Source organism: Acinetobacter sp. NIPH 542 (genome assembly GCF_000369825.1).
GTDB lineage: Bacteria > Pseudomonadota > Gammaproteobacteria > Pseudomonadales > Moraxellaceae > Acinetobacter > Acinetobacter oleivorans.
In genome coordinates this window covers 94,624-120,606 of record NZ_KB850205.1, presented here as the reverse complement: position 1 = coordinate 120,606, position 25,983 = coordinate 94,624, and the positions used below count along the sequence as shown (strand labels likewise).

Annotated in this window: 26 protein-coding genes and 1 riboswitch; of the genes, 8 read left to right on the top strand and 18 right to left on the bottom strand. The window is 39.5% G+C overall.

Annotated features, from left to right (window positions below):
- Window positions 1–96: 96 nt before the first annotated feature.
- From F886_RS03905 to F886_RS03845, 13 genes are all read right to left on the bottom strand, one after another.
- Window positions 97–765, bottom strand: a complete 669-nt coding sequence (locus tag F886_RS03905) for a phosphoglycolate phosphatase (RefSeq protein WP_005301721.1) — start codon at window positions 763–765, stop codon at window positions 97–99.
- Window positions 766–830: 65 nt separating this feature from the next.
- Entirely contained in the window at window positions 831–1,460 is a 630-nt protein-coding gene (locus F886_RS03900) for an FHA domain-containing protein (protein WP_005301719.1), read from the bottom strand.
- A 39-nt stretch (window positions 1,461–1,499) separates the two neighbouring features.
- Window positions 1,500–3,767: a type II secretion system secretin GspD gene (gene gspD / locus F886_RS03895; protein WP_005301716.1), complete on the bottom strand. Its 2,268-nt coding sequence runs from the start codon at window positions 3,765–3,767 to the stop codon at window positions 1,500–1,502.
- Window positions 3,768–3,808: 41 nt separating this feature from the next.
- Window positions 3,809–4,645 carry a type II secretion system protein N gene (locus F886_RS03890; RefSeq protein WP_005301713.1) on the bottom strand — a complete coding sequence of 279 codons (837 nt, stop codon included), beginning with the start codon at window positions 4,643–4,645 and terminating at the stop codon, window positions 3,809–3,811.
- Window positions 4,645–5,388, bottom strand: coding sequence for a type II secretion system protein N (gspN, locus tag F886_RS03885; protein WP_005301710.1), 744 nt, complete (start codon window positions 5,386–5,388; stop codon window positions 4,645–4,647). The genes F886_RS03890 and gspN overlap by 1 nt, the downstream gene beginning before the upstream one ends.
- A gap of 332 nt (window positions 5,389–5,720) precedes the next feature.
- The gene (locus F886_RS03880; protein ID WP_002053185.1) at window positions 5,721–6,047 is read right to left on the bottom strand and encodes an H-NS histone family protein; all 327 of its coding nucleotides are present in this window, start codon (window positions 6,045–6,047) and stop codon (window positions 5,721–5,723) included.
- Window positions 6,048–6,241: 194 nt separating this feature from the next.
- Window positions 6,242–6,682 (bottom strand): acyl-CoA thioesterase, encoded by a 441-nt coding sequence (locus F886_RS03875; RefSeq protein WP_005301707.1) that lies wholly within the window; start codon window positions 6,680–6,682, stop codon window positions 6,242–6,244.
- 7 nt (window positions 6,683–6,689) lie between these two features.
- Entirely contained in the window at window positions 6,690–7,883 is a 1,194-nt protein-coding gene (locus tag F886_RS03870) for a hypothetical protein (protein ID WP_005301703.1), read from the bottom strand.
- Window positions 7,884–7,892: 9 nt separating this feature from the next.
- Window positions 7,893–8,735 (bottom strand): hypothetical protein, encoded by an 843-nt coding sequence (locus F886_RS03865; RefSeq protein ID WP_005301699.1) that lies wholly within the window; start codon window positions 8,733–8,735, stop codon window positions 7,893–7,895.
- A gap of 8 nt (window positions 8,736–8,743) precedes the next feature.
- On the bottom strand, window positions 8,744–9,511 hold the full coding sequence (locus tag F886_RS03860) for a uroporphyrinogen-III synthase (RefSeq protein WP_005301697.1): 768 nt from the start codon (window positions 9,509–9,511) through the stop codon (window positions 8,744–8,746).
- A 3-nt stretch (window positions 9,512–9,514) separates the two neighbouring features.
- Window positions 9,515–10,432, bottom strand: coding sequence for a hydroxymethylbilane synthase (gene hemC, locus F886_RS03855; RefSeq protein ID WP_034590869.1), 918 nt, complete (start codon window positions 10,430–10,432; stop codon window positions 9,515–9,517).
- A gap of 101 nt (window positions 10,433–10,533) precedes the next feature.
- A complete protein-coding gene (locus F886_RS03850) occupies window positions 10,534–11,274 on the bottom strand; it encodes a LytR/AlgR family response regulator transcription factor (protein ID WP_005301691.1) in 741 nt (246 codons plus the stop codon).
- A 60-nt stretch (window positions 11,275–11,334) separates the two neighbouring features.
- Window positions 11,335–12,474, bottom strand: a complete 1,140-nt coding sequence (locus F886_RS03845; protein WP_005301688.1) for a sensor histidine kinase — start codon at window positions 12,472–12,474, stop codon at window positions 11,335–11,337.
- Between F886_RS03845 and argH the strand changes: the two genes are divergently transcribed.
- A complete protein-coding gene (gene argH, locus F886_RS03840) occupies window positions 12,465–13,898 on the top strand; it encodes an argininosuccinate lyase (protein WP_034590825.1) in 1,434 nt (477 codons plus the stop codon). The genes F886_RS03845 and argH overlap by 10 nt on opposite strands.
- A 9-nt stretch (window positions 13,899–13,907) precedes the next feature.
- On the top strand, window positions 13,908–14,177 hold the full coding sequence (locus F886_RS03835) for an oxidative damage protection protein (RefSeq protein WP_004795121.1): 270 nt from the start codon (window positions 13,908–13,910) through the stop codon (window positions 14,175–14,177).
- A 310-nt stretch (window positions 14,178–14,487) separates the two neighbouring features.
- Here F886_RS03835 and phoU read toward each other — a convergent pair whose 3' ends face one another.
- From phoU to F886_RS03815, 4 genes are all read right to left on the bottom strand, one after another.
- Entirely contained in the window at window positions 14,488–15,210 is a 723-nt protein-coding gene (gene phoU, locus F886_RS03830) for a phosphate signaling complex protein PhoU (protein WP_013199117.1), read from the bottom strand.
- Between the two features lie 105 nt (window positions 15,211–15,315).
- A complete protein-coding gene (locus F886_RS03825; RefSeq protein WP_081402087.1) occupies window positions 15,316–16,647 on the bottom strand; it encodes a multidrug efflux outer membrane protein AbuO in 1,332 nt (443 codons plus the stop codon).
- 96 nt (window positions 16,648–16,743) lie between these two features.
- Window positions 16,744–17,649, bottom strand: a complete 906-nt coding sequence (locus F886_RS03820) for a DMT family transporter (protein ID WP_005301679.1) — start codon at window positions 17,647–17,649, stop codon at window positions 16,744–16,746.
- Window positions 17,642–18,223, bottom strand: a complete 582-nt coding sequence (locus F886_RS03815) for a TetR/AcrR family transcriptional regulator (protein WP_005301675.1) — start codon at window positions 18,221–18,223, stop codon at window positions 17,642–17,644. The genes F886_RS03820 and F886_RS03815 overlap by 8 nt, the downstream gene beginning before the upstream one ends.
- A gap of 107 nt (window positions 18,224–18,330) precedes the next feature.
- On the opposite strand from F886_RS03815, the gene F886_RS03810 reads away from it, so the two are divergent.
- From F886_RS03810 to gluQRS, 6 genes are all read left to right on the top strand, one after another.
- On the top strand, window positions 18,331–19,416 hold the full coding sequence (locus tag F886_RS03810; RefSeq protein WP_212749659.1) for a hypothetical protein: 1,086 nt from the start codon (window positions 18,331–18,333) through the stop codon (window positions 19,414–19,416).
- A gap of 34 nt (window positions 19,417–19,450) precedes the next feature.
- Window positions 19,451–19,585, top strand: a riboswitch (TPP riboswitch).
- An 88-nt stretch (window positions 19,586–19,673) separates the two neighbouring features.
- A complete protein-coding gene (gene thiC, locus F886_RS03805; protein ID WP_004795134.1) occupies window positions 19,674–21,551 on the top strand; it encodes a phosphomethylpyrimidine synthase ThiC in 1,878 nt (625 codons plus the stop codon).
- 75 nt (window positions 21,552–21,626) lie between these two features.
- Window positions 21,627–22,262 (top strand): NUDIX domain-containing protein, encoded by a 636-nt coding sequence (locus F886_RS03800; protein ID WP_005301669.1) that lies wholly within the window; start codon window positions 21,627–21,629, stop codon window positions 22,260–22,262.
- Window positions 22,259–23,071: a 3',5'-cyclic-AMP phosphodiesterase gene (gene cpdA / locus F886_RS03795; protein ID WP_005301666.1), complete on the top strand. Its 813-nt coding sequence runs from the start codon at window positions 22,259–22,261 to the stop codon at window positions 23,069–23,071. The genes F886_RS03800 and cpdA overlap by 4 nt, the downstream gene beginning before the upstream one ends.
- A 211-nt stretch (window positions 23,072–23,282) precedes the next feature.
- Window positions 23,283–23,819, top strand: a complete 537-nt coding sequence (dksA, locus tag F886_RS03790) for an RNA polymerase-binding protein DksA (protein WP_002121205.1) — start codon at window positions 23,283–23,285, stop codon at window positions 23,817–23,819.
- Window position 23,820: 1 nt separating this feature from the next.
- Window positions 23,821–24,717, top strand: coding sequence for a tRNA glutamyl-Q(34) synthetase GluQRS (gene gluQRS, locus F886_RS03785; protein ID WP_005301662.1), 897 nt, complete (start codon window positions 23,821–23,823; stop codon window positions 24,715–24,717).
- A 50-nt stretch (window positions 24,718–24,767) separates the two neighbouring features.
- On the opposite strand, the gene ftsW is transcribed toward gluQRS, so the two are convergent.
- Window positions 24,768–25,964 carry a putative lipid II flippase FtsW gene (ftsW, locus tag F886_RS03780; RefSeq protein ID WP_004795141.1) on the bottom strand — a complete coding sequence of 399 codons (1,197 nt, stop codon included), beginning with the start codon at window positions 25,962–25,964 and terminating at the stop codon, window positions 24,768–24,770.
- Window positions 25,965–25,983 lie beyond the last annotated feature (19 nt).

Below are 25,983 nucleotides of genomic sequence, written 5' to 3'. Positions count from 1 at the left end.
AATATGGTTTCGATTTAAAAGTGTGTTTTCTAGTTTCGATTTAGACACGCCATCGAAAAACCATACGCTTATTCATGCTGATCTCCATTTCACTCATTAGATAATTAACTCAGCCAAACTATCAACCACTTGCTGAGGTTTGCAATCATAGATATTTTCTCCATGATTATAGCCATAGCTAACCACAATACAATCAATTCCCGCACGACGCGCAGCCTCAATATCATTGCTTGAATCGCCAATCATTAATGATTGTGACGCAGATATTTTTAGACTTTGCATGCAATGCAATAAAGGCAATGGATGTGGCTTTCTCTCGGGCAAACTATCGCCTCCAAGTACAACTTGAAAATAAGAAGAAAGTTCTAATGCATCAAGTAACCCTTGAGCAAGTTGCACAGGCTTATTGGTAACACATGCCATATGTATATTCAAAGTTTTACAATGCTTTAAAAACTCAGTTACACCAGGATAAATTTGAGTATTCACACAAAGTTCAGCACGGTATATGTCAACAAACTTCTGCAAGAGGACTTTATGCTGTTCAGCATCTAATTTTCCAAAAATATGAAGCAGAACACTTTCACAGAGTTTAGACACTCCCTTACCTACCCATGCTCGGATCTGGGCTTCTGTTATTAAAGGCCATTTTAATTCTTGTAAACTTAAATTCATTGATCTATATAAATCAGCAGCAGAATCAACTAGTGTTCCATCTAGATCAAATAAAATTAAATCGCGCTTACTTAATTGTGCAACAGACATCTTCTTCTTCTCAAAATTTAAAAGGCATGCGTTTAGCATGCCTTGATTGTAAAAGCAGCAATGGATTATTTAAAGAATAACCATGCCAATAAAGCTAAAATTACTAAAATAATAATAGTGATTAAACCAACTGAGGCATTCTTCTGTTGCTCTTTTTCTTCAGCAACACGAGAAAAAGGCTCCTCAAAGGCAACAGGTGATGGTTGTTTTACATTGACATCCACACCCTCTGGAATAGGTGCAGGCTTTGGTATAGAGATATTCTGTGGCATACCATCACGACGAACTTCTGTTTCTGCAGCACGCTCTGCAAGACTTGGCATTCCTTGATCACTTAAGTCTTGTGTTAGTGCAGCAGTTTGCACTGGTTCTGCTTCGATTTCGGGTAAATCCAATATTTCTTTCGCAGGCGCTAATACAGAAAATTTAAAGCTAGCAAATTGAACAATATCACCATCATGCAGCTGTTTTTCTTGCTCAATACGAATATCGTTTATGAATGTACCATTTGATGAATTAAGGTCTTGCACCCATAGCAATTGATCTTTTAAAAGCAATGCAGCGTGGCGACGTGAAATTTCAGCGGCTTGCAACAATACATCAGCATCTTGATGGCGCCCGACTAACATATCACGATCAACACTAATTTCTTGGCCAGTAATCTCGCCAGTAATTGCTTGTAATTTCCAAGTCATGCGTATGTCCTATCATTTTTTATCAATCATAACATGCTACTACGGTGCTGTGCTTGGACGCAGTGTCGTTGTTGTTACGGTATTTTTAGTACGATTAACTTCAGGTTCAGGCAACTGTAAGGCTTGTCTTTGAACCGATGGCTGTACAGCTACAGGCGTTGTTACTGTCGAGCTTTTGCCACCTGAAGGAACCTGCTGATAATTTTTTGGCTGAGAGGCAATACTTGGCGGTGTCATCTTTTGATTATAGACATCATCAACCTGTTCAGGCAATTTGGCAAAGTTGCCATTTTTATCCATCGCCAATTGTAAGCTGTAAAGCTGATTGTAGCGCTGCTGAGACAAACGGCGCACATCATTTGCATCACCCACAATTGTTGGATGAATAAAGACGAGAAGATTACGTTTTACATTGCTTCGAGTATCCGAGCGGAATAATCGACCTACATATGGAATACTGCTTAACCCAGGAATACCTTGACGGTTAAATTCAACATCGTCAGAAACTAAACCACCCAAAACTACTGTCTGCCCATGCTCAGCCAATACAGCTGTTTTAATCGCACGTTTATTGGTAATTAAATCGGCCGCTTGACCTTTACTCGCCTGAACATTCGAAACTTCTTGTTCAATTTCAAGTCGAACTGTGCCATTTTCACCTATGTGAGGTATAACCTTTAATGTCACGCCTACGTCTTTACGCTCAACAGTTGTGTATGGATTGATGCCTGTACTGTTTGTAGTGACCGATCCTGTTACAAATGGAACGTTCTGGCCAACAACAATATAAGCTTCTTCATTATCCATCGTCACAATAGAGGGCGTAGACAACAAATTAGAAGCTGTATTCTCTTTTAGAGCTTGAATTAAAGCTCCATAAAGTTGGCGAGAACCATCTGCACCCTCTTTATACTTTCCTAATGCAATTGAACTACCTGCTCCAATTGCACTTCCCAAACCAGAAGCACCGCCCGTTAGATAACCAGCTGCCAGTGAAGCTAGACTTGAACCAGCGTTCGTAAAATTAATTAAACCAATACCACTATTGATATCACCAAGTGCCCATTGCACCCCTAATTGATCGGCATCTTTACCCGAAACCTCAATAATGGCAGCTTCAATAAGAACTTGCTGACGGCGAACATCTAGCTGTTGAATCGCAGATTCAATTTCACGCATTAATTGCGGATCAGCCTTAACGACCAAAGAGTTTTGAGCATTATCTGCAATAATGCTCACACCATTTTGGCTAAAGCTAGAGATATTGTTTTGATTACTACTGTTTGAATTGCCATTTAGGTTAATAGATGGCGTAGAAATTGAGCTACCATTTGAACCAGAGGTATTTGAACTGGAATTTTGGTTATTACCCATCAAATTATTGATCGGATTCGATGAGTTAGAAGAACTATTATTATTTGACGAAGAAACCGCTTGTCCTGTTACGAGGCCTTGCAAAATCTCAGATAAATTTTTTGCACTTGCATATTTTAATCGAAAAACTTTTAAGCCGCCCAAGCGGTCTGCTGAAGGCACATCCAGCATTTCGATCATGTGGCGAATACGTTTACGTGTTTCAGGATCGCCCTTTACTAAAATACGATTCGTTCGGTTGTCTGCAATAATACGGATACGGGCCCCGTTAAAATCCTTAGATGCTCCCGTAGCGCTCATTGCCTCAAGTTGAGTAATGATTTCTTCTGCCTGACTTGATTGCAAGTTAATAGCTTCAATATCATTTTGCCCCGTACCGTCGAGGTTACGAATGATATTTTCAAGTTGATAGATATTTGCAGCTCGATCCGAAACAATTAGCGCATTAGTCCCTGCTATCGCAGCCATATGTGCAAATTGTGGCATTAAAGGACGAAGTGCTGGAATTAAATCATTTGGATTCGTGTTTTCAAGCCAAATAACTCGAGTGACGATTTGATCACCACGTAGTCTATTTCTAGAATCGTAAGGGATTCCCGAATTCTTAACATTACTATCTGGCACAAGTTTGATGGTGTTCCCTGAAGGAATTGCCACCACCCCATTTACATTTAAAACCCCAAGAAATAGATCATAAACTTCATCTTTATTAAGTGGTTTATTCGATATTACTGTGACATTGCCACGCACTCGCGGATCTACTGCAAAGTTTTTCCCCGTAATGTCTGCAACTTCATTAATAAATGCAGTTAAGTCAGCATCACGTAAATTGATCTTCCATGTCTGGGCATAGACGCTGCTGCTCACTGTCGCAATCAATGGGGCTGCTGCAAGTAATGCCCAAAGTGGACGTTGATGATTCAATAAAGCCATAACTTGCGATAATTCCTAACTCTTATGGTGACGTGTTATCACTAAAAATTTTGTTGTATGGTCATCACTTGATCACCACGTTTTATTTCTAATTTCACTTGCCCAGCTCGACGAGCTTGTTCAAGTAACTGCACATCCGTTTGCCCTTGCCCAACCGTTTGACCGTTTAAGGAAACAATCCGGTCACCCGGCCTTAAACCTAACTTATTTCTAAGCGCGGTGGGTGTACGTTCTGTAACTTCAAAACCTTCGCTTGAGTTCCCGCTTACACCCATATCACGTAGATATTGTTCACGGTTCCCCTGCATTTGCTGAATAGCCTGTCCTAACGCCTCTTGAGTCGTATTAACAGGTGCCGATGACTGAGGCGCAGTAGCAGTTGGTTGTGAGGCATCTGGCGTCATAGGTTGATATAAACCATTTGGCAAACCTTTAAACTGAAGTTCACGCGTACTTCCATTACCTTGACGCAATATCACGTGATCCCAATAAACTTCTGCCAACTGATAAGAGGTAGAACCTATTGTTTCTCCCACCCGATACCGGTCAGCAGTATTATCAAGCTTAATCACAGCCGAAGAAAAACGGTTGGGATAACCCAGCATCACACCTTGTAATTCTAGGTTGACATTTTCCTGAGCTGCATTGGCTGAAGGTTCATTAAAAAGCGAAAAAGTACTAATGTTAGGAATCTGCGGTTGCTGTGATCCTAACTCTACCCGATCAAACTGCATCATTTGAGGAGGTGCAATCACCCACCAAAATAATGAAGCCAATTTCCAGCACAGCCATAGAATTAAAACGGCAAATACAACCACACTTAACCGATCTAATTTTTGCCATTGTAGATGCTGTAATTTCTCAATCCACACTTTCATTAGTTACCCCCTTGTATTAAGGGCTGACGAGAACTAATGACAAATGTATCTAAACCAGCTTTCCCATCATAAGATGGAATATTCAGTAATAATCTTTGCGTAAGCTGCACATCAAGCATCATGTTGGCATCTAATAAAAGATTCGCCATTTTTTGACTGCGTTGATCACGTATATCAACTTGTAATTGACCGTTTTGATCCGTTAGTTGTCCATTTAAAGAGGGCATATTCATCCGGTCTTGACGGTCACCAATATTATAAATTAAAGCACCGCCACCCCAATGCAATTGACCATCAACTGCGGCGAAACCCTGCTCTTTTTTATAATTAAAATTAATATCTTTTAACTGGATACTATTCACGGGCCATTGCCAGTTCACAATTTGTTTTAATGTTTCAGGCGCAACCTGACCATTCATAGCTTTTACAATTACTTTTTTACCCACGCCATAGCCCATTACCCCAGATAATTGGGTATTTCCACTATGGATATCTACATCAGCAGCGAACCGTAATAAAAACAGGTCAAGAGGTCTAGTTTTCCAATGAATCGAGCCTCTCAAAGTACCACGCCGCCAATCTGCTTGGCCTTGCCAGATATTTCCACTTACATTGTGTAGAGTTTGATTATTCTTTGAAAATTTAGAAATTAGCCACGTCGCCGGAATCTGTAAAATAATAAAAATTAAAAATGCAATGAGTGCAAATAACCACCACTTCCATTGCTTAGACTTTTTCTTCATTCAGCCTTACCAACATGCAAATTATCGTCCTTATTTTGAGAGTAGCTCCCTAGTCTGACATTATGCATACTTTTTCAACATCGCCAATTCACTTCATATAAAAAAACCAAGCAATCGGGCTTGGCTTCGGTAGTAAGACTATAAGTTGAACGTATGACAAAATCATGAAAACCGAGTGCTAAAAGAACTAAATGCAAATTTGATCTCAACAATCTATTTAAAGATGAATTTAAACACCCAATTTCTTAAATAATTTTCAAAACACACTTTAGATATTTTTATGCATAAAAAAACCAGGCAAATCTGCCTGGTTTTTTAAATCGGCAATACGATTAGATTAAGAAATCTTCAAGTTTTGCGCCTTTTTCAATTTCAGCAACTAACCAACGTGGTTGTTTACCACGGCCAGTCCAAGTCTCTTCAGAATTGTTTTTGTTGCGGTAACGTGGCTCAACAGATTTACGTGTTGTTTTCTTACGTTTTTGAGCACCAAACTCAAGAAGTTGTTCAACACTAAAACCTACATTTTCAGCGATCTCGATAATTTGATTATAAGCATCTTCGATTGCTTGATCTTTTTTACTTGCAATTAAAGCTTCCGCTTCTTCTTGTAAGCGTTTTAACTCTTCAACAGATAATTCACTGATATCCGGTTTCATTAATAAATACTCCAGTCTTACAGACAATTCAAAATAATACAGACAAAATTTAAAAACATAAAATCAAGACCAATATTATTTATAATCTATTCAATAAGCAATAGTTTGAAAGCCGTGTTCATCAGAATAACTAAAAAAATTACCTTTTAATTACACTATCAATTATAAATGAAATATATTTTATTAATATTTATTTAAGATAAATGTATTAAGTCATGCCCAACAGATTTTTCTAGCTCAATAATTTTTTGTTTTATTTTCTGAGGTATTTCACATTTTCGTTCTGTTAATTTATCTACGCAGACCATAACCGCTTCACCAGTAGCCACGATTTGTTGTTGTGTCTCGCTCCATAATATATAAGCCATACGGAATGCACTATTACGGAGTTCTTCCACGCGAACACCGACTTTCAATACATCTGGATAAAAAACTGGCTTTAAATATTTACACTGACTTGAGGCTACAACGGTATATAATTGAGGGGTTAATATATTTATAGCTTCCATATATAAAATACGTGAGCTTTCAATATATCGATAATATTGTACATTATTGACATGCCCGAAAGCATCCATATCTCCCCATGCGACTTTCTGTTCATATATTATCGGGTAGACAGACAGTTCTTTCATTTTTGCCTCATATTTTAAATTTTAAAAAATTCGCATCATTTTCAAAGATTAGGTTTAACTGTTTGATTAATACTTCATCTTCATTAAGCGTAGACTTAATACGTAAATAGCTCATTAAAATATTATCTGGATATAATGATAATAATGTTTCAGCCTCTGCTTGACGTCCAGTTGCCATATAGACATGCCATTTTGCAAAGGTTAAAACAGGCAAATTCATATATTGATTTTCAAACTCGATAATTTTTTCTTCGACATCTGCATAGTCTGGAACCTGTTTAAGCAGCTGTTGCTGAAACCAGAGATAAAACACTTCTGGATCGAACTGTTCTTTTAATAAGTGTAGTGTTAAGGCTGCGTGCTGCATGCTCATATCAGGCATACGCGCCAATAGCTTGAGCCATAACAACTTACTGCTATAAGGTCTAGTTTGAATTTCAGACTCTAAATCTAGATAACGTTGTTGCAAAGCATGCAGATCATCAACAGAAGCTTCATCAAACTGCTGAAGGAGTTGCTGTAACCATAAATCACGGTGCTCAGCATCTAGCAAACCATACTTCATTGACCGTAAATACACCCATGGGTGTTGCAGCGCCAATTGCCCCCATAACGCTGTTAATCGTTGCTGGTAGGCTGTTTCTATTTCCTCAAGCCAAGGCGATAACTGATGCTGGTATAAAAACTCAAGATGAGTTAATGCACGTTCAGCTTCGTTTTGGGCTAAAAAGATTTCGATTCGTTCTAATTCTGCCAATTCAAATGCCATAGGCGGTGATTGATCTAAAGCAGCCAATGCTTTTGGATAGTCTCCACTTAAAACCAGAAATTTGGCATCAATAATATTTTTTAAAAGCGCTGACTGAGTAAAAACACGTTCAATAAATACACGTTGATCTTCGGCGGCCTCTAATAACCAGACAATACCTAATTGTTCATAGGGATGAAGGTTTTTAAACTGGAAGATGTTTTCACTTTTCCTCTGCTCGCGAGAGGAATAACGTTTAACCCAAAGCCATATAAGTTGAGCAATAAAACTCATGGCAACAAAAGCAAGGGTTAATCCCCAGACATTTGTTTGCAACTGCAATTGTCGCCAGTAAATGTAGACATACCCCATTCCATAGCCATAACTCAATAAAGCTAAAGCGGCAAAGAGTATTAAACTAATTACGAAATAAACCGACAGGAGGTGTTTCATATCTCCTCCTTATGAGCCAATTAGACCAAGTGTAGATAATTTAGGAACAGGCACTATCGATAAATGTGCCACTTTAGCAATACGTTTTTTTAACTGTTGACTCGTTGCATCAGGCATTTCATCTAGCTTTTGCATCACAGATTGCAACTCGTTTTGGTACTCTGTCATTTTGCCTTGATTGAGTGCCTGTTCAGCAATTAAGAGTCTTAATTGCACTTCTTTGAGTACCACACTTCGATTCATTAAATTAATAGACGGCGTTTCTACTTTTTCTATGCGGAACCATTTTTTCCACCAAGACACAGACTCGGATTGATCCATCTCAAGCTTAGGCTGAGCTAAAGCTTGCTGAATATTTTTATCAATCGTCTGTAATAAATCGTCGATCAATTGATGGCGCTGATTTTGAGCCAAAGTGAATTGTTGAACTGCTTGCTTATCCTGCTCAAGCGATTGGTTCAAGCTATGTTGCAATGCTGGAGCAATTTCATAGTGCACGAGAGATAGCTGCAACTGATTTAATTGATCAACTGCATAAATCAATTGTTGTTGGTCAATTGCAAATTGAATTAAATCTAACTTTTGTTTAATTAAAACTGTAGGAGCAATACCTGTCGGTGGAGCATCTGGGTGAGTTACCGAACTTACTTTATCACCAGTATTTACAGGTTGATTCTGTAATTGTCGCTGTAAAGCAACCAATTGATCATTTAGATTGGCATAGTGCTGTTCTGATTGAAGCAGACTTTGCTTAAGCTCGGGAACAGTACGAGAAATTTGCCACATATCGTAACTGAGCTTAGCCAACCAAGCCATGCCCAGTAAAATGATGATAGAAACAAGTTTTCTCATACGAATCCTTATAATGCCTGAATGTGATGAATCATCCCCGAAGGCGATAAATTTTCAAGTTGAATAATGTGAAAATGAGCCTGTTGTTGATCGCGATATTCTTTAACAATTTGAAAAAGACGTGGTCCTAAAACCAAATATACACAATCAGGTTGTACATTACTTTTTGAACAAAGCTCTAACCAATATTTCCAGCTGGCCTCACTGGTAATTAAGACCAGCCATTTGTGTAAATTATAATTTGAATTCTGTGTCAGATGTTTGAATGTAGAATATGAGGTTTCTGGGCATTGCCGATGATATAAAACGAAATTTAAAATCTGAATGCCTTGCTGCTGCAAAGTTTCCATCATAAATTGACGGCCACCCTCTCCTCGCCAGAAAGCGACACTACCAACCTGCTTCATATTATGAAGAATCGGTAGGTTTAACATTCCCTCAGAAGTTTCCACATCTGGAATATGTGCTTCTATTCCATATTCACTTAGACGATTAGCTGTAGCCTGCCCAACCGCAATCCACTGAATATGTTTTAAGTCATCTAGCTTTAAACCACTTTGTATTAAGTACTGCATACCCACATCAACAGCAGTTGGGCTGACCACAACAATAGCTTGTGCTTTAACTAATTGTTGGTAAAGCTGAAGTAAGTGTTCGGAAAAGGGTTTAGCAACGAGTTCTAAAAGAGGTAAAGACTCAACCTGATAACCTTCATTTTGCAAAGCATCTGTTAATTCAGCTGCACGAGAATCAGGTCGAGTATTAATAAACAACATGGTTTAGTAAAGAGCCTTTAATAGCTCACCCGCACCTTGATCAAGTAAGTTTCGAGCAAGGTTTTCACCCAGTTGATGAGCATTGCTCGCTTCATCTGTCAGTTCAGCACGTAATAATGTTTGCCCATCAGGACTTCCGACACGACCTTCAATATGGATTTGTCCATTTTGTAGTGTGGCATAACCTGCAATTGGAACCTGACAACCACCTTCAAGATAGGCATTAAAAGCACGCTCAGCACGTACACAAACATCTGTTTCTTCGTGTAATAGCGGTTGAATTAAAGCTAATACATCTTGGTCAGCTGCACGGCATTCCAAGCCCAACGCACCTTGGCCCACCGCAGGCAAACTAATATCTGGTGTTAAACAATGACGAATACGTTCTGACAATCCTAAACGCTTCAAACCAGCGCTAGCTAAAATAATAGCGTCATATTGACCATCATCTAGTTTCGCTAAACGTGTGCCAACATTTCCACGCAAGTCAATAATTTGCAAATCTGGTCGTTGTTTTAAAATTTGAGATTTACGACGTAAACTTGAGGTACCAACTTTTGCACCTTGAGGTAAGTCGGCAAATTTTTCAAATTGATTTGAAACGAAAGCATCTAATGGATCTTCACGTTCACAAATTACTGCCAAGGTTAGACCTTCTGGCAAAGCCATCGGGACATCTTTCATTGAATGTACAGCTAAATCTGCACGCCCATCTAAAAGTGCTGCTTCTAACTCTTTAACAAACAGCCCCTTCCCACCAATTTTTGCTAAAGGCGTATCTAAGATTTTATCGCCCTGCGTGACAAATTTAACCAACTCCACCGTTAAATCTGGGTGAAGCTCCTGTAATCGGGCACGAATATATTCTGCCTGCCAAAGAGCAAGTGGGCTTTGTCGTGTAGCAATTTTCAAGGTTTTCATAAATTCAAGCATGGGCTGGTCAAACGATACACCCTAAACTTAACTTGATCCCTTAAAATTGCAAGTAAAATCTCGCACGCCCAAGATAACTCTTTTTAACTTTAGAGCTGATGGATCCGCTCTCTAAGCATAGATAAATGTCGACGACTCACAGAAAGTCGCTCATCTAAGCCACGTAAACGAACCTGATATTGCCCAGAGCTAACGAGCTCCAGTCCATCTAAATATGCAACCGCAACTAAGGCATTTCGATGAATACGAATGAATTGATCTGCAAATTCGGTTTCAAGCTCTTTTAAAGTTTCATCAATTAATACACTGCCATTTTGATGACGCACCGTGACATATTTTTGATCAGCTAAAAAATAATAAATATTTTCAACTGGAATTAGCTCAACCCCACGATAGGTTTTTGCAGCAATTTGATGTCGTTGTGTTTTTAGATCATGTAAAAAATCATGTTGTGGTAAAGCATTGAGCTGTGCTCGAGTAAGCTGAGTCAGTTGACTAAAAACTTGTTCAAGCTCTTGAGGATCAATTGGTTTAAGAAGATAAGCTTGAGCTTGAGACTTAAATGCTTCCAATGCATGTTGGTCATAGGCCGTACAGAATACAATCGCCGGTCGAGGATTTAGCTGACTTAGCTGTTCCGCACAGACAAGACCATTCATACCTGGCATTTGAATATCAAGTAAAATTACATCCGGTTGATGAAGCCGCGCCTGTTCCAAGGCTTCTTGTCCATGATGAGCCGTTGATACAACTTCATGTCCCATCTTTGAAACTAAACGTGATAATCGCTCCACTGCAAGTGGTTCGTCATCACAAATCAGCACCTTCATTCATCCTCCTTGTCACCGTTAACTTGATCCATTTTTTTATGGTTAACTCTGACTAACTTATTATTTTGTTTGATATTGATAGCTCATAATGGTGGTATATAAGGTTTCACCTTTATAAACCTGAAATCTTACGGAACTCCCATAATATGCTTTCAGGCGCTGCTTAACATTTTCAAGCGCGATTCCATGCCCTTTCCTTGAATTTATTGTATCGTCTGTATATGGGTTGGTAATGACTATACTGACCTGATTTTGCAATATTTCAACCAATACCCCTATGGTTGCCTTACCCATCATTGGTTCTACCCCATGAAAAATACTATTCTCTAACAAAGGTTGTAATGTCAATAAAGGAATGGTGATCTGTTTGAGTTGCACAGGTGAAAGCTCGACTTTCCAATCTACTTTTAAACGCTCCCCCAAACGCACCTGCTCAATCATTAAATATTGTTTACTTAGCTCGATTTCTTCATACAGACTCACCAATTTCAATTCTTGGAAGCTGGCACGAAATAAACGTGACAGGCTAATGAGCATGCTTTCTGCTTTATCTGGATCTATCGCAATTAAACTGACTACATTATTTAGACTATTAAATAAAAAATGAGGATGAATTCGCGCTTGCATGGCCTGAATACGGGCATTTAATTCTGCATATTGCTGATGTAACCATTGTTCTCTGACATATAAATAACGTAGGCAGAAAGCCCCGAGTAATATTCCATAGCTTAGATATAAAGGCACATTGGTAAAATAAATGCTCCAGCCCTGCGTTAATGACGCATGTTTATTTAAAAGACCAAACTGAAAAAAATTACTCATCAAAGTGGTTAAAACAACAATACCTTGCAACATGATAAAGCCAATAACCAAGGCAAACACTTGACGTAAAGTGCTAAAAAAACCTTGAAAGCGCTCGACCAAGGCAAAAAAGGACAATATTACCCAGTTAATAAAAACGATGTATTGAAAAAGCCTTCCCCCGCTTAACGCTTGCCAAGACTGCGCTTCAGCCAATGCTAAGACCAGGGCCAAAACATTACTTGCGATAATTAATTCGAATAAGTGTTGCCAACGCCCGTTTTTCGTAAAAAAATAGGAGGAATTTTGATTTCGGTATGCTGTAGGAAACAACTTTGTTTGTTGAGCTTCGGCAAGTGATATACTCTTTTTTATTTTACTGAGCCACCATGACCACATCTTCAAATCCCCCTAATTCAGTAACCCCAGACCAAACCTCAGGTATGTGGGGTGGTCGTTTTTCTGAAGCGACGGACGCTTTTGTAGCCGAATTTACCGCCTCTGTTCAGTTTGACCAACGTTTTTATAAACAAGACATCGCTGGTTCGATTGCGCATGCTACCATGCTTGCGAAAGTTGGCGTACTCACAGAAGCAGAACGCGATGACATTATTGAAGGTTTAAGCACCATTCGCTCAGAAATTGAGGCTGGAAACTTTGAGTGGCGCATCGATCTTGAAGATGTTCACATGAACATTGAATCACGTTTGACTCAACGTATTGGCATTACAGGTAAAAAACTACACACAGGTCGTAGCCGTAACGATCAGGTTGCAACTGATATTCGTCTTTACCTGCGCGACGAAATTGATGATATTTTAAAATTATTAGAACGTTTACAAAAAGGCTTGTTAGGCTTGGCTGCCAAAAATGTAAATACAATTATGCCGGGCTTTACACACCTACAAACTGCTCAGCCTGTGACTTTTGGTCATCACTTGTTAGCATGGTTTGAAATGTTGATTCGTGACACTGAACGTCTTCAAGATTGTCGTAAGCGCGTTAACCGCATGCCACTTGGTTCAGCTGCTCTTGCTGGTACAACTTATCCGATTGACCGTGCCTATACAGCAGAACTTTTAGGTTTTGAAGCCGTATCTGAAAACTCTCTTGATGCTGTATCTGACCGTGACTTTGCCATTGAATTTAATGCTGCTGCTGCACTGATCATGATGCATTTATCACGCATGTCAGAAGAACTGATTCTTTGGACTTCTGCACAGTTCAAATTTGTGAATATTCCTGACCGCTTCTGTACTGGTTCTTCAATCATGCCGCAGAAGAAAAATCCGGATGTTCCTGAGCTTATTCGTGGTAAATCAGGCCGTGTATTTGGTGACTTAATTAGCTTACTTACGCTCATGAAAGGTCAACCATTGGCGTACAACAAAGATAACCAAGAAGATAAAGAACCGTTATTTGATGCAATCGATACGGTTCGTGGTTCACTCATGGCTTTCGCAGATATGATTCCTGCATTAGTTCCAAATATTGAAATTATGCGTGAAGCTGCACTTCGTGGCTTCTCGACTGCAACCGATCTTGCAGACTACCTAGTGAAAAAAGGCGTTGCTTTCCGTGATGCGCATGAAATTGTAGGTAAAGCTGTTGCATTAGGTGTTGCTGAAGAAAAAGATTTATCTGAGTTAACACTTGAGCAATTACAACAATTCTCTGACTTAATTACAGCAGATGTATTTGATAAAGCCTTAACACTAGAAGCTTCTGTAAATGCACGTGATCATATTGGCGGAACTTCACCAAAACAGGTTGAAGCTGCGATTGCTCGTGCCCATACACGTTTAGAACAGTTATACGCTTAAGGATAAACCATGAGTCGACAAGTTTTTTGCCGCAAATATCAAAAGGAAATGGAAGGTCTAGATTTCGCTCCTTTCCCAGGTGCTAAAGGCCAAGATTTTTTTGAAAATGTTTCTAAGCAAGCATGGCAAGAATGGTTAAAACACCAAACTACGCTGATTAATGAAAAACGCTTAAACGTGTTTGAACCAGATGCGAAGAAGTTCCTTGAAGAACAACGCGAGAAGTTCTTTAACAATGATGAAAGCGTAGAAAAAGCTGAAGGCTGGAAACCAGAATAATCGGTTTGTTTTAGCTTCTTCATCATTAAAAAGGCGGGTCCTATACACATAGACCCGCCTTTTTTTACGTGAAACTTACACAAGCATAAAAAGCCTTACATAGAGCGAACAGGACTCTACATGACATCAAAAAGCAAAGAACTTAATATCAATCCATAGCAAGAAGAACACGATCCCTGTCGTGTTTATGCACTTGATTTTCTGTCCTGAACTTCCCCCCAAAGTTCGGGACATTTTTTTATCTATTATTTTTAAACAAATAAAAAAAAGCCTTGTTTCAAACAAGGCTTTTAAATATTTCAGCTCAAAATTACTTTTCGTGGACTTTAGCTTCAATTTCTTCAATTTTGGTATGACGAGCATCAAAGCCTTTTGCCATATAAATGACTTGCTCAGCAATGTTACGTGCATGGTCACCAATACGCTCTAAAGAACGTAGAACCCACATAACATTAATAACACGAGCAATATGGCGTGGATCTTCAATCATATAGGTCATTAATGTGCGGGTTGCTGACTGATATTCACGATCAATGTCAGCATCGGCTAAAAGTACACGTAAAGCTTGATCTGCATCTAAACGTGCAAAAGCATCAAGTGCATCATGAATCATGACACGAACCTGATTACCAATATGACGTGTTTCCATGTAGCCACGAGGCGAACCACCCTCTTCACAAAGGTTCTGTGCAATACGGGCAATTTTTGCAGCTTCGTCACCAATACGCTCAAGGTCAGTATTGGCTTTGCTCATGGCAATAACCATACGCAAGTCAATCGCTGCTGGATGACGACGCGCCAAAATTAGCGTCAAGCCTTCATCAATATCACGTTCATATTGATTGACTGCATTATCTTTAAATTGAACATCAATCGCTAAATTTGCGTCTGTATCAAGCAAAGAATGAATTGCATTTGCGACCTGTTGTTCGACCAAGCCACCCATGGTCATAAACTTTGTGTTTACATCTTGCAAATCTTCATTAAATTGAGAAGAAATATGATGGGTTAACACCGGATTACTTGGACTCAAGGGAAGCCTCCAACATGATGGCGCAGGAATAAAATGATTGAGCATTAAAACACAGCAATCATTAAGTTTTTATGACAAAATTAAATTTCAGATAAAAGCCTTTTATTACTGATAAGTTAACCAGCTATTAAGCTCAACCAGATCTTTTTCACCGAGCTGGCCTACCGCAGCTTTTAAACGAAGCACATTCAATAAATAGTCATATTGAGCATTAAGATAATCCTGTTTTGCAGAAAAAGCATTACGCTGGGCCAATAAAACATCAACCATACTTTTTAAGCCTTCGTTATAACTCGCTTTCGAAGCTTGCGAAACTAAAGAAGATGAATCCATTGCAGCTTTTCTTGCTTCGAGTTTGGCTTGGTCCGTATCAACCTGCATAAATGCACTTTTCACGTCGACATTGGCACGGCGGATGGCTGCATCAAGTTGAGCCTGAGCTTTACTGGCTTCTACAGTCGCTTTTTTAATTGATGTTCGAGTGCGCCCGCCATTAAATAAATTCCAGTTCATTTCTACCCCAACCTGATCAAATTTTCCGTCAGTCGAAATAAGAGTCTCTGGGGTCTGTTTGGTATAACCATAGCTCGCCACCGCATCTATTTGAGGATAAAGCGCGGCTTTTTCCACACGGCGCTGATCTTCACTATATTGTTGCTGTAACCGGGCTTGCTGGATCTTTAGATTTTTTTGCTGGGCCAAAGAAATCCAATCATTAAGTTCTGCTGGATAAGGCTTTTGAAAACTAAAGTCACTTCGTAATACAGCAAGTTTATCTTGATAAGAACCAATATATTCAGACAACTGTTCTTGGGCTAAAAGTAATTGAACATTGGTTGAAATACGATTGGCTCTGGCATTTTGGTATTGAGCATTTGCTTCACTCACATCACTACGTGCCACCAAACCTTCTTTGAGTTTGGCATTCATCATATTAAGCTGCTCAAGCAAAGCTTTTTCTTCTTGTAGGTATGCAACACTCAATGCCTGCTGACGCAACACATTAAAATAGGCTTCTGCTACATTTAAAACATGATCTTGTTTTTGCAGTCTTAAGGTAATTTCACTTAAGGCAACCGAAGTTTTAACTTGTTTATAACCTTCCCAAGCATCCATTCGAAATAATGGCTGACGTGCTGTTAAGGTCGCTTGCCGAGTCGTTGAGGTATTACTTACCAAAGCATCGGACAGTCCTTCTTGATCAACACCTGGAAAGTTTGAACGCTTTACAGTTTGTCGATTACGAGTAATGTTTCCAGACAATGTAACGGTGGGTAATAACGCTCCCGTTGCCAAGCCTAAATTAAGTTGATCTGCTTCAAATTGTTGTTGATTGGCTTGCCATGTCGGATCATTTTGTTTTGCGCGCTCATAAGTCTCAACCAAATCTAGAGCAAAACTCGAAGATGCAAAACTCCAAAGGCCAACAGCGACCATTAATTTTATTTTCATTGTTCAAATCAACGATAAAACTTGCCTTTAAGACTAAGAAAAATTCGAATCAAACTCAAGCCATTAAAAGTTTTAGTTTTTTTAAGCGTTCTCAGTTTTTGACAATATTAAAATACAAATAAAAATCAAAAGCATGCCTATCCAACCCAACCATGAAACATGCTCACCCACCAACACAATGGCAAAAATCGCAGCGACTAAAGGTTCAAATAAAGTTAAGGTCGTCGCTTTGCTGGCATTTACTGTTTTTAGTCCAAAACCGAAAAGTAAATAACCCAAAAACATAGGAATTAGCATCATATAACCAGCCACAAGTAAATTGGTTGAGCTTTGTAATAACCCACCACCTGTAACCAACAAAGTAGGAAGCAAAATAACTGCCCCACCACCCATAATCATGCCCATTGCAGCTTTAGAGGCAACACCTCGATCTATTAATCTTTTTGCAGCCCATGAATAAAGTGAATAAGTTGTAGCTGCGACAAGCCCAAGAAAAATACCGAAGTATTTATTCCATTGATTTGTACCGTCTAGAACCGCATGACTTTCACCCATCGACAACATCGTTACGCCAAGCACACCGCAAATAAAACTTAGAAACCATATAGCTGACAAAGCTTTGCGATCAAAAAAACGCTCTAAAATTGCTGCGATCAGTGGAGCAGAACCAATTGAAACCACGGTGCCAATCGTAATGCCTGCATAATGCATTGAGGAATAAAAAGCCAAAGGGTAAATACCCACCGCCGCTACACCCAAAAGCAGTATTAAAAGATTTTCCCTTATAAATTGTCGGTTTTCACGTATCGCTCGTGATGCAACCAAGGCTTGTAAAAGACCTCCACCGCCCATCGCTACGGCACCAATAGCGAGTGGGCCAAGTGTCGGAGCAAATGCGGCCGCAGTACCGGTTGTTCCCCACAAAACAGAGGCAACTAAAATTGCAATTGTGCCTCCATAACTACTATTTTTAATGAGGCTAATCATGTGGACATTCTCTATTTAAAATATCTTCTGCCATTTGTTTTGCTAACAGGAGTTGACGACTGTTTCCTTCTAAGCCAGCTCTTGCCATAGAACCTTCTAAAAGAAAAGAAAGCTGCGTAGCCACATAACTAATCCGCTTTGAGTCTGGTATCAATTTTTTTAAATGTTCAGCAACAATAGCCTCAACTTCTTCTTTATGTTGTCTTACCGAACTTCGCCCTGCACTATTCGCCGGAAACTCAGCCGCAGCATTCAATAACCCACAACCTCGAAAGCCTTTTTCATAGGCAAATTCCGCATGGTCTTGATAGGCATCAAATACGGCCAAAATGGCTTCTTTAGCTGTTTTTATTTTTTCTAAACGCTTTTGATAGAGATCGAGCCACTCTTGATGGCGCGCAGCAATGTAGGCATCGACAAGCTCACCTTTTGAAGAAAAATTATTATAAAGCGACATCTTAGCAACATCTGCTTTAGCCGTAACCGAGTTAATTCCAGTTGCAGTAATGCCATCGTTATAAAACAAAGTTGAAGCGGCATCGAGAATTTTCTGTCTTGCTGTTTTATCATTCATAGCTTTAATTTAAGTAGACCGACCTACCTAATAATAAAGATTTCTAACAATGATGCAATCTTTTTCCGAGTTATAATTTGAGCAATATTCACTTTGATAAAAATATAATGATGAAAAAATTTCTAATGATGAGTATGTGCAGCGCACTACTTTTAGCTGGATGTAATAAAACATCAGAGCAAGATCAGACTGTATCTAAAGAGCAAAAATCAACTGAGCAAAAGGCCACTCAAAAACAAGACAGTAGCTGCTTACAAATTATGGTAGCTATGCACACGATTAATCAAAACAGCAAAATAGAAGACTTAAATCAAATTAATGAAAAGCTTAAAACCTGTGTTCCGTCTTTAAAAAATGATGAACAGCTTAAGCTGATTGATGCATCAACAGCCATGTATCAACGTTTTATTAAACAAGACTACACTGAAAAAACAGGTAGAGCGTTTGAAGCTTTTGGCTATGCTGTTTTAGAACATAAACAACAAGACCTTAAAAAGGTCATCCAAACTCAGAAAAAACTCTTCGGCCAACTGAGCCCACGTGATCAATATTTACTTCAACATGAAGGTCAAGCCTATATTGAACTACTCTATCAAGGCGAAGGCATGTTCACCTATCGACGTCAGCCAAACTATTTAGTTGATGTTTTTTCTAAAGCCTTACCTGCTGACCAAAAAGAGTTTTTAACTCGTATGGCGAAAGACAATCAAAATATTTTCTATAACGATGGTGCGTTGGCTATTTCATGGAAAGAGCTGACTGAACGTGCATTATTTTGGGAAAAGTTTATTCAAAAGTATCCAAAAAGCCATTTTATTAGTGATGCAAAACTACTCTTTAACGAATATAGCTATTTTATTTTCTTTGGTCTCGATAATACACCTGTGTCAGATGAATATGCACCAAACACATGGTTTGATAAAGATACGCTTCAACAAATTCAGTTTCTATCTACACAGAGCCAATCGAGTTTAGCGAAACCTGCTCAACTATTTCTTAAGTTTATTGCCACGCCTGTAGAGGAGCGTAATAAGCAATTTAAAATAGATTTAAGTGATAAGAATGGTGATAAAAAATCAAATTATCAGATGACCCATGAACAACTTGAGCAGCTATTAAAATTAGACTCCCCATGGAACACTGAAGTGTATCGTGACTGCCATATGGATGCGGTTTGTATAGATACAAATTGACAATGCCACCCAACCTAAAACATGTTAGTCTATAAATCGCTTGACGGAGCGCGAGTAATAACTCGCTGAGATTGTGTAAATTTCGTGTTATCGCAACACAAGTTTGAACATGAGTACCGTTGAACCTGATCAGGTTAAGACCTGCGTAGGAATCAAGCCATCTGAAAACTTAAGCCTTAAATTTATCTAGCAAAGATAAATCCGCCATCGTTTTTGGTCGTGCTTGATTCGTTGATGTTATTCATAAGGATCATGTAATGAACCAGTTAACGAATCTCTCTTCTGCTGAAATTTCAGCGCAACATGAACAAGATGCAAAAGATTTAACCCGCATCTTACCCGCTTCTAAAAAAGTTTATATTGAAGGCTCTCGTCCTGATATTCAGGTTCCAATGCGAGAAATTTCTTTAACAGATACTCCAACTGGTCTGGGCGGTGAACATAATCCCCCTGTTATGGTCTATGACACTTCAGGTGTTTATACAGATCCAAATGTTCAAATTGATTTAGACAAAGGTTTACCTTCAGTTCGCCAAAACTGGATTGAAGAACGTAACGATACTGACGTACTTTCTGGTTTAACTTCAACTTTTGGTCAAGAACGTTTAAAAGACATTCGTACCGCTGACATTCGTTTTGCTCACATTCAAAACCCACGCCGTGCTAAAGCTGGCAAAAATGTCACTCAAATGCACTATGCCAAGCAAGGTATTATCACGCCTGAAATGGAATATATTGCAATTCGTGAGAATCAGCGCCAGCGTGAAGGTGTTGATATGCGTCAACATGCTGGACAAAATTTCGGTGCAAAAAACTTAAAAGAAATTACACCTGAATTTGTTCGTCAAGAAGTTGCTGAAGGTCGTGCGATCATTCCTGCCAACATTAACCATCCAGAACTTGAGCCAATGATTATTGGCCGTAATTTCTTGGTTAAAATTAATGCCAACATTGGTAACTCAGCGCTTGGTTCTTCAATTGACGAAGAAGTTGCCAAAATGACGTGGGCAACGCGTTGGGGTGCCGACACCATTATGGATTTATCGACAGGTAAAAACATTCATGAAACACGTGAATGGATTATTCGTAATTCACCTGTTCCAATCGGTACCGTACCTATTTATCAAGCGCTTGAAAAAGTTGATGGTGTTGCAGAAGATCTAACATGGGAAATCTTCAAAGACACACTGATTGAACAAGCTGAGCAAGGCGTTGACTACTTCACGATTCACGCAGGTGTATTGCTTCGTTATGTGCCACTTACAGCAAACCGTTTAACAGGTATTGTGTCTCGTGGTGGTTCAATCATGGCGCAGTGGTGTCTAGCGCATCATGAAGAAAACTTCTTATACACTCATTTCGATGAAATCTGTGAAATCATGAAAGCCTATGACGTTTCATTTAGCTTAGGTGATGGCTTACGTCCGGGTTGTATTCAAGATGCAAATGACGAAGCACAGTTCAGCGAACTTAAAACACTAGGTGAACTTACACACCGTGCATGGGAACATGATGTTCAAGTCATGATTGAAGGCCCTGGTCATGTACCAATGCACATGATCAAAGAAAACATGGACCTTCAGCTAGAAGTGTGTAAAGAAGCACCATTCTATACGCTTGGGCCTTTAACGACTGATATCGCTCCGGGTTATGACCATATTACTTCTGCAATTGGTGCAGCCATGATTGGTTGGTACGGCACAGCGATGCTTTGTTATGTGACACCAAAAGAGCATTTGGGTCTACCAAACAAAAAAGATGTTAAAGACGGAATTATTACCTACAAGCTTGCGGCACATGCTGCTGATCTTGCTAAAGGACATCCGGGTGCTCAAGTTCGCGATAATGCCTTGTCAAAAGCTCGTTTTGAATTCCGTTGGGATGATCAGTTCAACTTAAGTCTAGACCCTGACACAGCGCGTAGCATGCATGATGAAACCTTACCAAAAGAGGCTCATAAATCCGCTCACTTCTGTTCAATGTGTGGACCAAAATTCTGTTCGATGAAAATCACCCAGAATGTTCGTGACTATGCCAACAATCTCACTAATAGCAATTCAGAGGTTGAAGAAGGCCTCAAAGCGATGAAAGAGGTTTATCAAGAGCAAGGTCAAAAACTGTATCACAAAGTGTAAATATTCAAAAAAAACACTTGCCTAGCCATGATTCTCGGTTAGGATGAAATAAATAGATTTCGTCCTGATCGAATCATGAGTATTGTTGAACGTCCAAGTTATACATCTAAAGATGTCGAAGTAACATCACGTGAATCTCTATTCCGTGGTTTTATTCAAGTTGAAAAAGTCAGCCTTCGACATCGTCTATTTAATCAAACTGAATATACTCATGTATTACAACGTGAACTGATTCATCGGCCTGAAGCGGCTGGCGTTCTACTCTACAACGATCAAAGACAACAGTTTGCGCTGATTGAACAATTTCGTGTAGGTGCAATTAATGATCCCGATTCGCCGTGGCAATTGGAAGTAATTGCTGGTGTATTAGATGGAGATGAAACGCCAGAGAGCTGTATTCGCCGTGAAACACTTGAAGAGTCAGGATGCACAGTTAATCATTTACATCATCTATTTAGCTTTTATCCATCTGCTGGGGCGTGTTCAGAACTATTTCACTTATATGCTGCTGAAACAAACTTACCATCAAAAGGTGGGGTTTTTGGCATGCCTGATGAAGGTGAAAATATTCTTTTACACCTGTTTGACTACAGCGAAATATCAACATTATTGAGTCAAGGACGTTTGAGAAATGCCCCTGTCATTATGGCGTTACAATGGCTATCTCAACACATCACAACGATAATAAAATCCGACGAGGTAGGACGGTGACTTTTCAAGTCTCAACACTTTCACAAAAAGACCATGTCATTATACAAATTACCGATACCCACTTATTGGAGTATCCACACTTAGAATTTGTGGGGATGAATCCTGAAGAAAGTTTTCATGCCATTATTCAACAGATCCTGAAAAAACATCCTGAAGCTGATGCCATCATCCACACTGGAGATTTGGCTCAAGCACCAACGCCCATTACCTACAAACGTTATATTCAATATATGCAAACGTTAGGTCTGCCATTTTTTCAGACACTGGGCAATCATGATAACGTTGATCATTTTCCATTACATAAAGAAAATCATCAGGACCCTGTGGTCATTTGTTTAGGAAACTGGCGCGTTATTTTATTAAATAGTGCAGTAAAAGGTCAGATTAATGGGCACCTGTCGCCAGAACAACTACAAAATTTAGCGGGATTGCTCGAAGAATTTTCAGATAACCCTGTTTTATTGGCTTGTCATCATCATCCTTTTGCAATGAAATCTAAATGGATTGATCATCACAAGTTACAAAATTCTAATGCTTTACTTACTACATTAGCTCCATTTAAAAATGTAAAAGCTTTAATCTGCGGGCACGTTCACCAAGACTCACTAAACACTTGGCAAGGGATCGAATTTTTCTCGACCCCCTCAACAAGCGTTCAGTTTAAACCATTTAGTAATGAGTTTGCCCTAGACCAAAATGCTCCCGGCTACCGTTACATTCGTCTAAAAAACGATGGTAGTTTTGAAACAGAAGTCTTCCGTCTTGAAAATTTTCAGGGCCTTATAAATACCAATATTTCAGGCTATTAGCTCTATTTTATATATGCTTATATGCAATTATAACTAGGGTAAACACGTTTTGAAAATATTTACGGGACAGAATGACTATCATCTTGCAGGAAAAATCTATATGATGACGACCCGATGGGAAAATCCCATCGATGGTTTTCTATAAAAACACTTGCATATCACCATATTTTTTGCGTATAGATAATACGTGTATGATGAGGAATGCCCTATTATGGCGAATGACAACCACAACCAAGTTTTGGATGAACATACAGAAGTTGTAGTGGAAGGTGACAAAGCTTCTGCAAAACGTGCACGTAAAGTGAAACCTAAAACTTCTGACATAGGCACAACTGCAAGTTTATTTGGTATTGCACCTTATCAACCTAAGAAAAATGAAGAGTACATGTCTGAAGGACAGCTCGAGCATTTCCGACAAATTCTGCAAGCATGGAAAGCTGAATTAATGTCTGAAGTTGATCGTACGTTGAATACGATGCAAGACGAATCAACTGCATTGCCAGATGTAAATGACCGTGCCACCCAAGAAGAAGAGTTTGCAATTGAATTGCGTACACGTGACCGTGAACGTAAGTTAATTCGTAAAATCGAACAATCTATGGAAGCAATTAAAAACGAAGACTACGGTTTCTGTGAAACATGTGGTATCGAAATCGGTTTACGTCGTTTAGAAGCACGTCCAACTGCAACGTTATGTATTGACTGCAAAACTTTGGCAGAAATTAAAGAGAAGCAAAATAACGGTTAATATGACCGCTGTAGCTACTCAAGAAAAGCCTAGCTTTTCATACTTAGGTCGGTTTGCGCCCTCGCCAACCGGCCCTTTGCATTTTGGATCACTCATTACCGCTGTCGCCAGTTATTGTGATGCTAAAGCTCACCAAGGCAAATGGCTGGTTCGTGTCGAAGACACAGATATCCCTCGTATTTATCCGGGCAGTGAAGAGCATATCCTCACCTCATTGGAATCCTTCCAGTTCGAACCCGATGCAGAAATCATCTTTCAAAAAAACCGTTTAGATATTTATGAAAGTGTATTAGATCAACTTAAAAAAGAGGGTCTAATCTATGCTTGTCAATGTACACGCAAAATACTGGGTTCAAATGCCATCTATGCGGGCACATGCCGCAATCTGAATCTTGATTTTCAAGACCAAGCAATTCGGGTAAAAGTTAAAGATCAACCAATCTGTTTTGATGACCGACTGCAAGGACTTCATTGTTCTAATCTACAACATGACCTTGGGGATTTTGTTCTTAAACGCCGTGACGGGATTATTAACTACCAACTTGCTGTCGTCGTGGATGATTATCTGCAAGGTATCACCCATGTCGTTCGAGGCTCAGACCTATTAGATAACACAGAACGTCAGATCTGGCTTGGCGAGCTCTTAGGATACCCTAAACTGAGCTACATGCACCTCCCTCTCGCCATGAATGATCAGGGGCAAAAGCTCTCTAAACAAAATCTTGCTCAAGCACTCGATTTATCTAAAGCACCTGAATTGCTACAACAAGCCATACAAGCATTGGGACAACCTCATGTTGATTTAGACCAGCCTAAAGTTATGCTAAAGCAGGCCATATCACAGTGGAATGTTGATTTAATTCCCCATGGACAAGAGCTCAGCGGAACCTATCTATAAATAAAAAAAGCCCGATTTGATATCGGGCTTTTTATAACAACTGAAATGCTTTAGAAGTTTGATTCTTCTCTTTCAGGGTTCACTTCTTGAGTTGATGCATCAATCTTTAAGATCAAGCTAATCATCGCAGCACACATCATTAAAGATGTACCACCATAACTAATAAATGGCAGAGTTAAACCTTTGGTTGGCATTAAGCCCATGTTCATACCCGCATTTACCAAAATCTGCAGCAAGAAAATAATACTGATACCGTAAGCCAAATAGCCTGCGCGAAGGTAATGATGTTTCAATGCACGATGACCAATTTTGATACAGCATGCCAACATCAAGAAAGACAAACCAATGACAATCGAAATACCAAAGAAACCAAACTCTTCACCTAACACCGCCAACATAAAGTCAGTATGCGCTTCAGGTAAATAAGATAACTTTTGGACACTATGTCCTAAGCCTGTACCAAACCACTCACCACGGCCAAAGGCCATTAATGCATTTGATAACTGATACCCCACCCCTAATGGATCTGCCCATGGGTCAGTAAATGAAATCAAACGCTGGAAACGATACGGCTCAAATAAGATCAAGAACACAATACCAGTTACAATCGCACCTAACATAATTAAGAACTGTGTCGGCGGTGCACCAGCTAAAAAGAATACCCCGACCATCATCAATACAATTACGATCGTAGCACCCAAGTCAGGCTCAGCAATAATCAAACCAACCGTAATTGCCATGACCCCACTTAAACGTAATAAGCCTTTCCAATGAGTACGAACCTCTTTGGCACGGCGCACAACGTAGTCTGCAGTAAAGATTGCCATCATGACTTTGGCAACCTCGGTTGGCTGTAAAGTAAAGCCACCGATCTTAATCCAACGTGTAGAACCGTTCACTTCTGAACCTACCACCAAAGCAGCAAGCAGCAGAACCATGGTCAACAGCCACAGCGGGAAAGTATTTTTAAACCACGTATTGAGTGATATCCGATAGGTCAAATATGCCACCACAGCCGCAGCAACAATCGAAATACCATGACGAATCACATAGTGAAACGGGTTTTCATGCATATATTCAGCATAGGGCATCGAAGCAGACGCCACCATCACTGAACCGATACACAACAATGCAACGACACAGAAAATCAGGACATTACGTGGCGTCACTTCCGCTGGCCATTTAGGCAATATCCGTTCATACCAATGATTGATTTTCTGGATTGTGGTCTGAGCTAAGCCTGCCATACAACATTCCTAATCATGT

Excerpts from the sequence above, each read along its gene's own strand:
- F886_RS03905 (WP_005301721.1), bottom strand. The coding sequence starts at position 765 with ATGTCTGTTGCACAATTAAGTAAGCGCGATTTAATTTTATTTGATCTA.
- F886_RS03900 (WP_005301719.1), bottom strand. The coding sequence starts at position 1,460 with ATGACTTGGAAATTACAAGCAATTACTGGCGAGATTACTGGCCAAGAA.
- gspD (WP_005301716.1), bottom strand. The coding sequence starts at position 3,767 with ATGGCTTTATTGAATCATCAACGTCCACTTTGGGCATTACTTGCAGCA.
- F886_RS03890 (WP_005301713.1), bottom strand. The coding sequence starts at position 4,645 with ATGAAAGTGTGGATTGAGAAATTACAGCATCTACAATGGCAAAAATTA.
- gspN (WP_005301710.1), bottom strand. The coding sequence starts at position 5,388 with ATGAAGAAAAAGTCTAAGCAATGGAAGTGGTGGTTATTTGCACTCATT.
- F886_RS03880 (WP_002053185.1), bottom strand. The coding sequence starts at position 6,047 with ATGAAACCGGATATCAGTGAATTATCTGTTGAAGAGTTAAAACGCTTA.
- F886_RS03875 (WP_005301707.1), bottom strand. The coding sequence starts at position 6,682 with ATGAAAGAACTGTCTGTCTACCCGATAATATATGAACAGAAAGTCGCA.
- F886_RS03870 (WP_005301703.1), bottom strand. The coding sequence starts at position 7,883 with ATGAAACACCTCCTGTCGGTTTATTTCGTAATTAGTTTAATACTCTTT.
- F886_RS03865 (WP_005301699.1), bottom strand. The coding sequence starts at position 8,735 with ATGAGAAAACTTGTTTCTATCATCATTTTACTGGGCATGGCTTGGTTG.
- F886_RS03860 (WP_005301697.1), bottom strand. The coding sequence starts at position 9,511 with ATGTTGTTTATTAATACTCGACCTGATTCTCGTGCAGCTGAATTAACA.
- hemC (WP_034590869.1), bottom strand. The coding sequence starts at position 10,432 with ATGAAAACCTTGAAAATTGCTACACGACAAAGCCCACTTGCTCTTTGG.
- F886_RS03850 (WP_005301691.1), bottom strand. The coding sequence starts at position 11,274 with ATGAAGGTGCTGATTTGTGATGACGAACCACTTGCAGTGGAGCGATTA.
- argH (WP_034590825.1), top strand. The coding sequence starts at position 12,465 with ATGACCACATCTTCAAATCCCCCTAATTCAGTAACCCCAGACCAAACC.
- F886_RS03845 (WP_005301688.1), bottom strand. The coding sequence starts at position 12,474 with ATGTGGTCATGGTGGCTCAGTAAAATAAAAAAGAGTATATCACTTGCC.
- F886_RS03835 (WP_004795121.1), top strand. The coding sequence starts at position 13,908 with ATGAGTCGACAAGTTTTTTGCCGCAAATATCAAAAGGAAATGGAAGGT.
- F886_RS03825 (WP_081402087.1), bottom strand. The coding sequence starts at position 16,647 with ATGGTCGCTGTTGGCCTTTGGAGTTTTGCATCTTCGAGTTTTGCTCTA.
- F886_RS03820 (WP_005301679.1), bottom strand. The coding sequence starts at position 17,649 with ATGATTAGCCTCATTAAAAATAGTAGTTATGGAGGCACAATTGCAATT.
- F886_RS03815 (WP_005301675.1), bottom strand. The coding sequence starts at position 18,223 with ATGAATGATAAAACAGCAAGACAGAAAATTCTCGATGCCGCTTCAACT.
- F886_RS03810 (WP_212749659.1), top strand. The coding sequence starts at position 18,331 with ATGATGAAAAAATTTCTAATGATGAGTATGTGCAGCGCACTACTTTTA.
- thiC (WP_004795134.1), top strand. The coding sequence starts at position 19,674 with ATGAACCAGTTAACGAATCTCTCTTCTGCTGAAATTTCAGCGCAACAT.
- F886_RS03800 (WP_005301669.1), top strand. The coding sequence starts at position 21,627 with ATGAGTATTGTTGAACGTCCAAGTTATACATCTAAAGATGTCGAAGTA.
- dksA (WP_002121205.1), top strand. The coding sequence starts at position 23,283 with ATGGCGAATGACAACCACAACCAAGTTTTGGATGAACATACAGAAGTT.
- gluQRS (WP_005301662.1), top strand. The coding sequence starts at position 23,821 with ATGACCGCTGTAGCTACTCAAGAAAAGCCTAGCTTTTCATACTTAGGT.
- ftsW (WP_004795141.1), bottom strand. The coding sequence starts at position 25,964 with ATGGCAGGCTTAGCTCAGACCACAATCCAGAAAATCAATCATTGGTAT.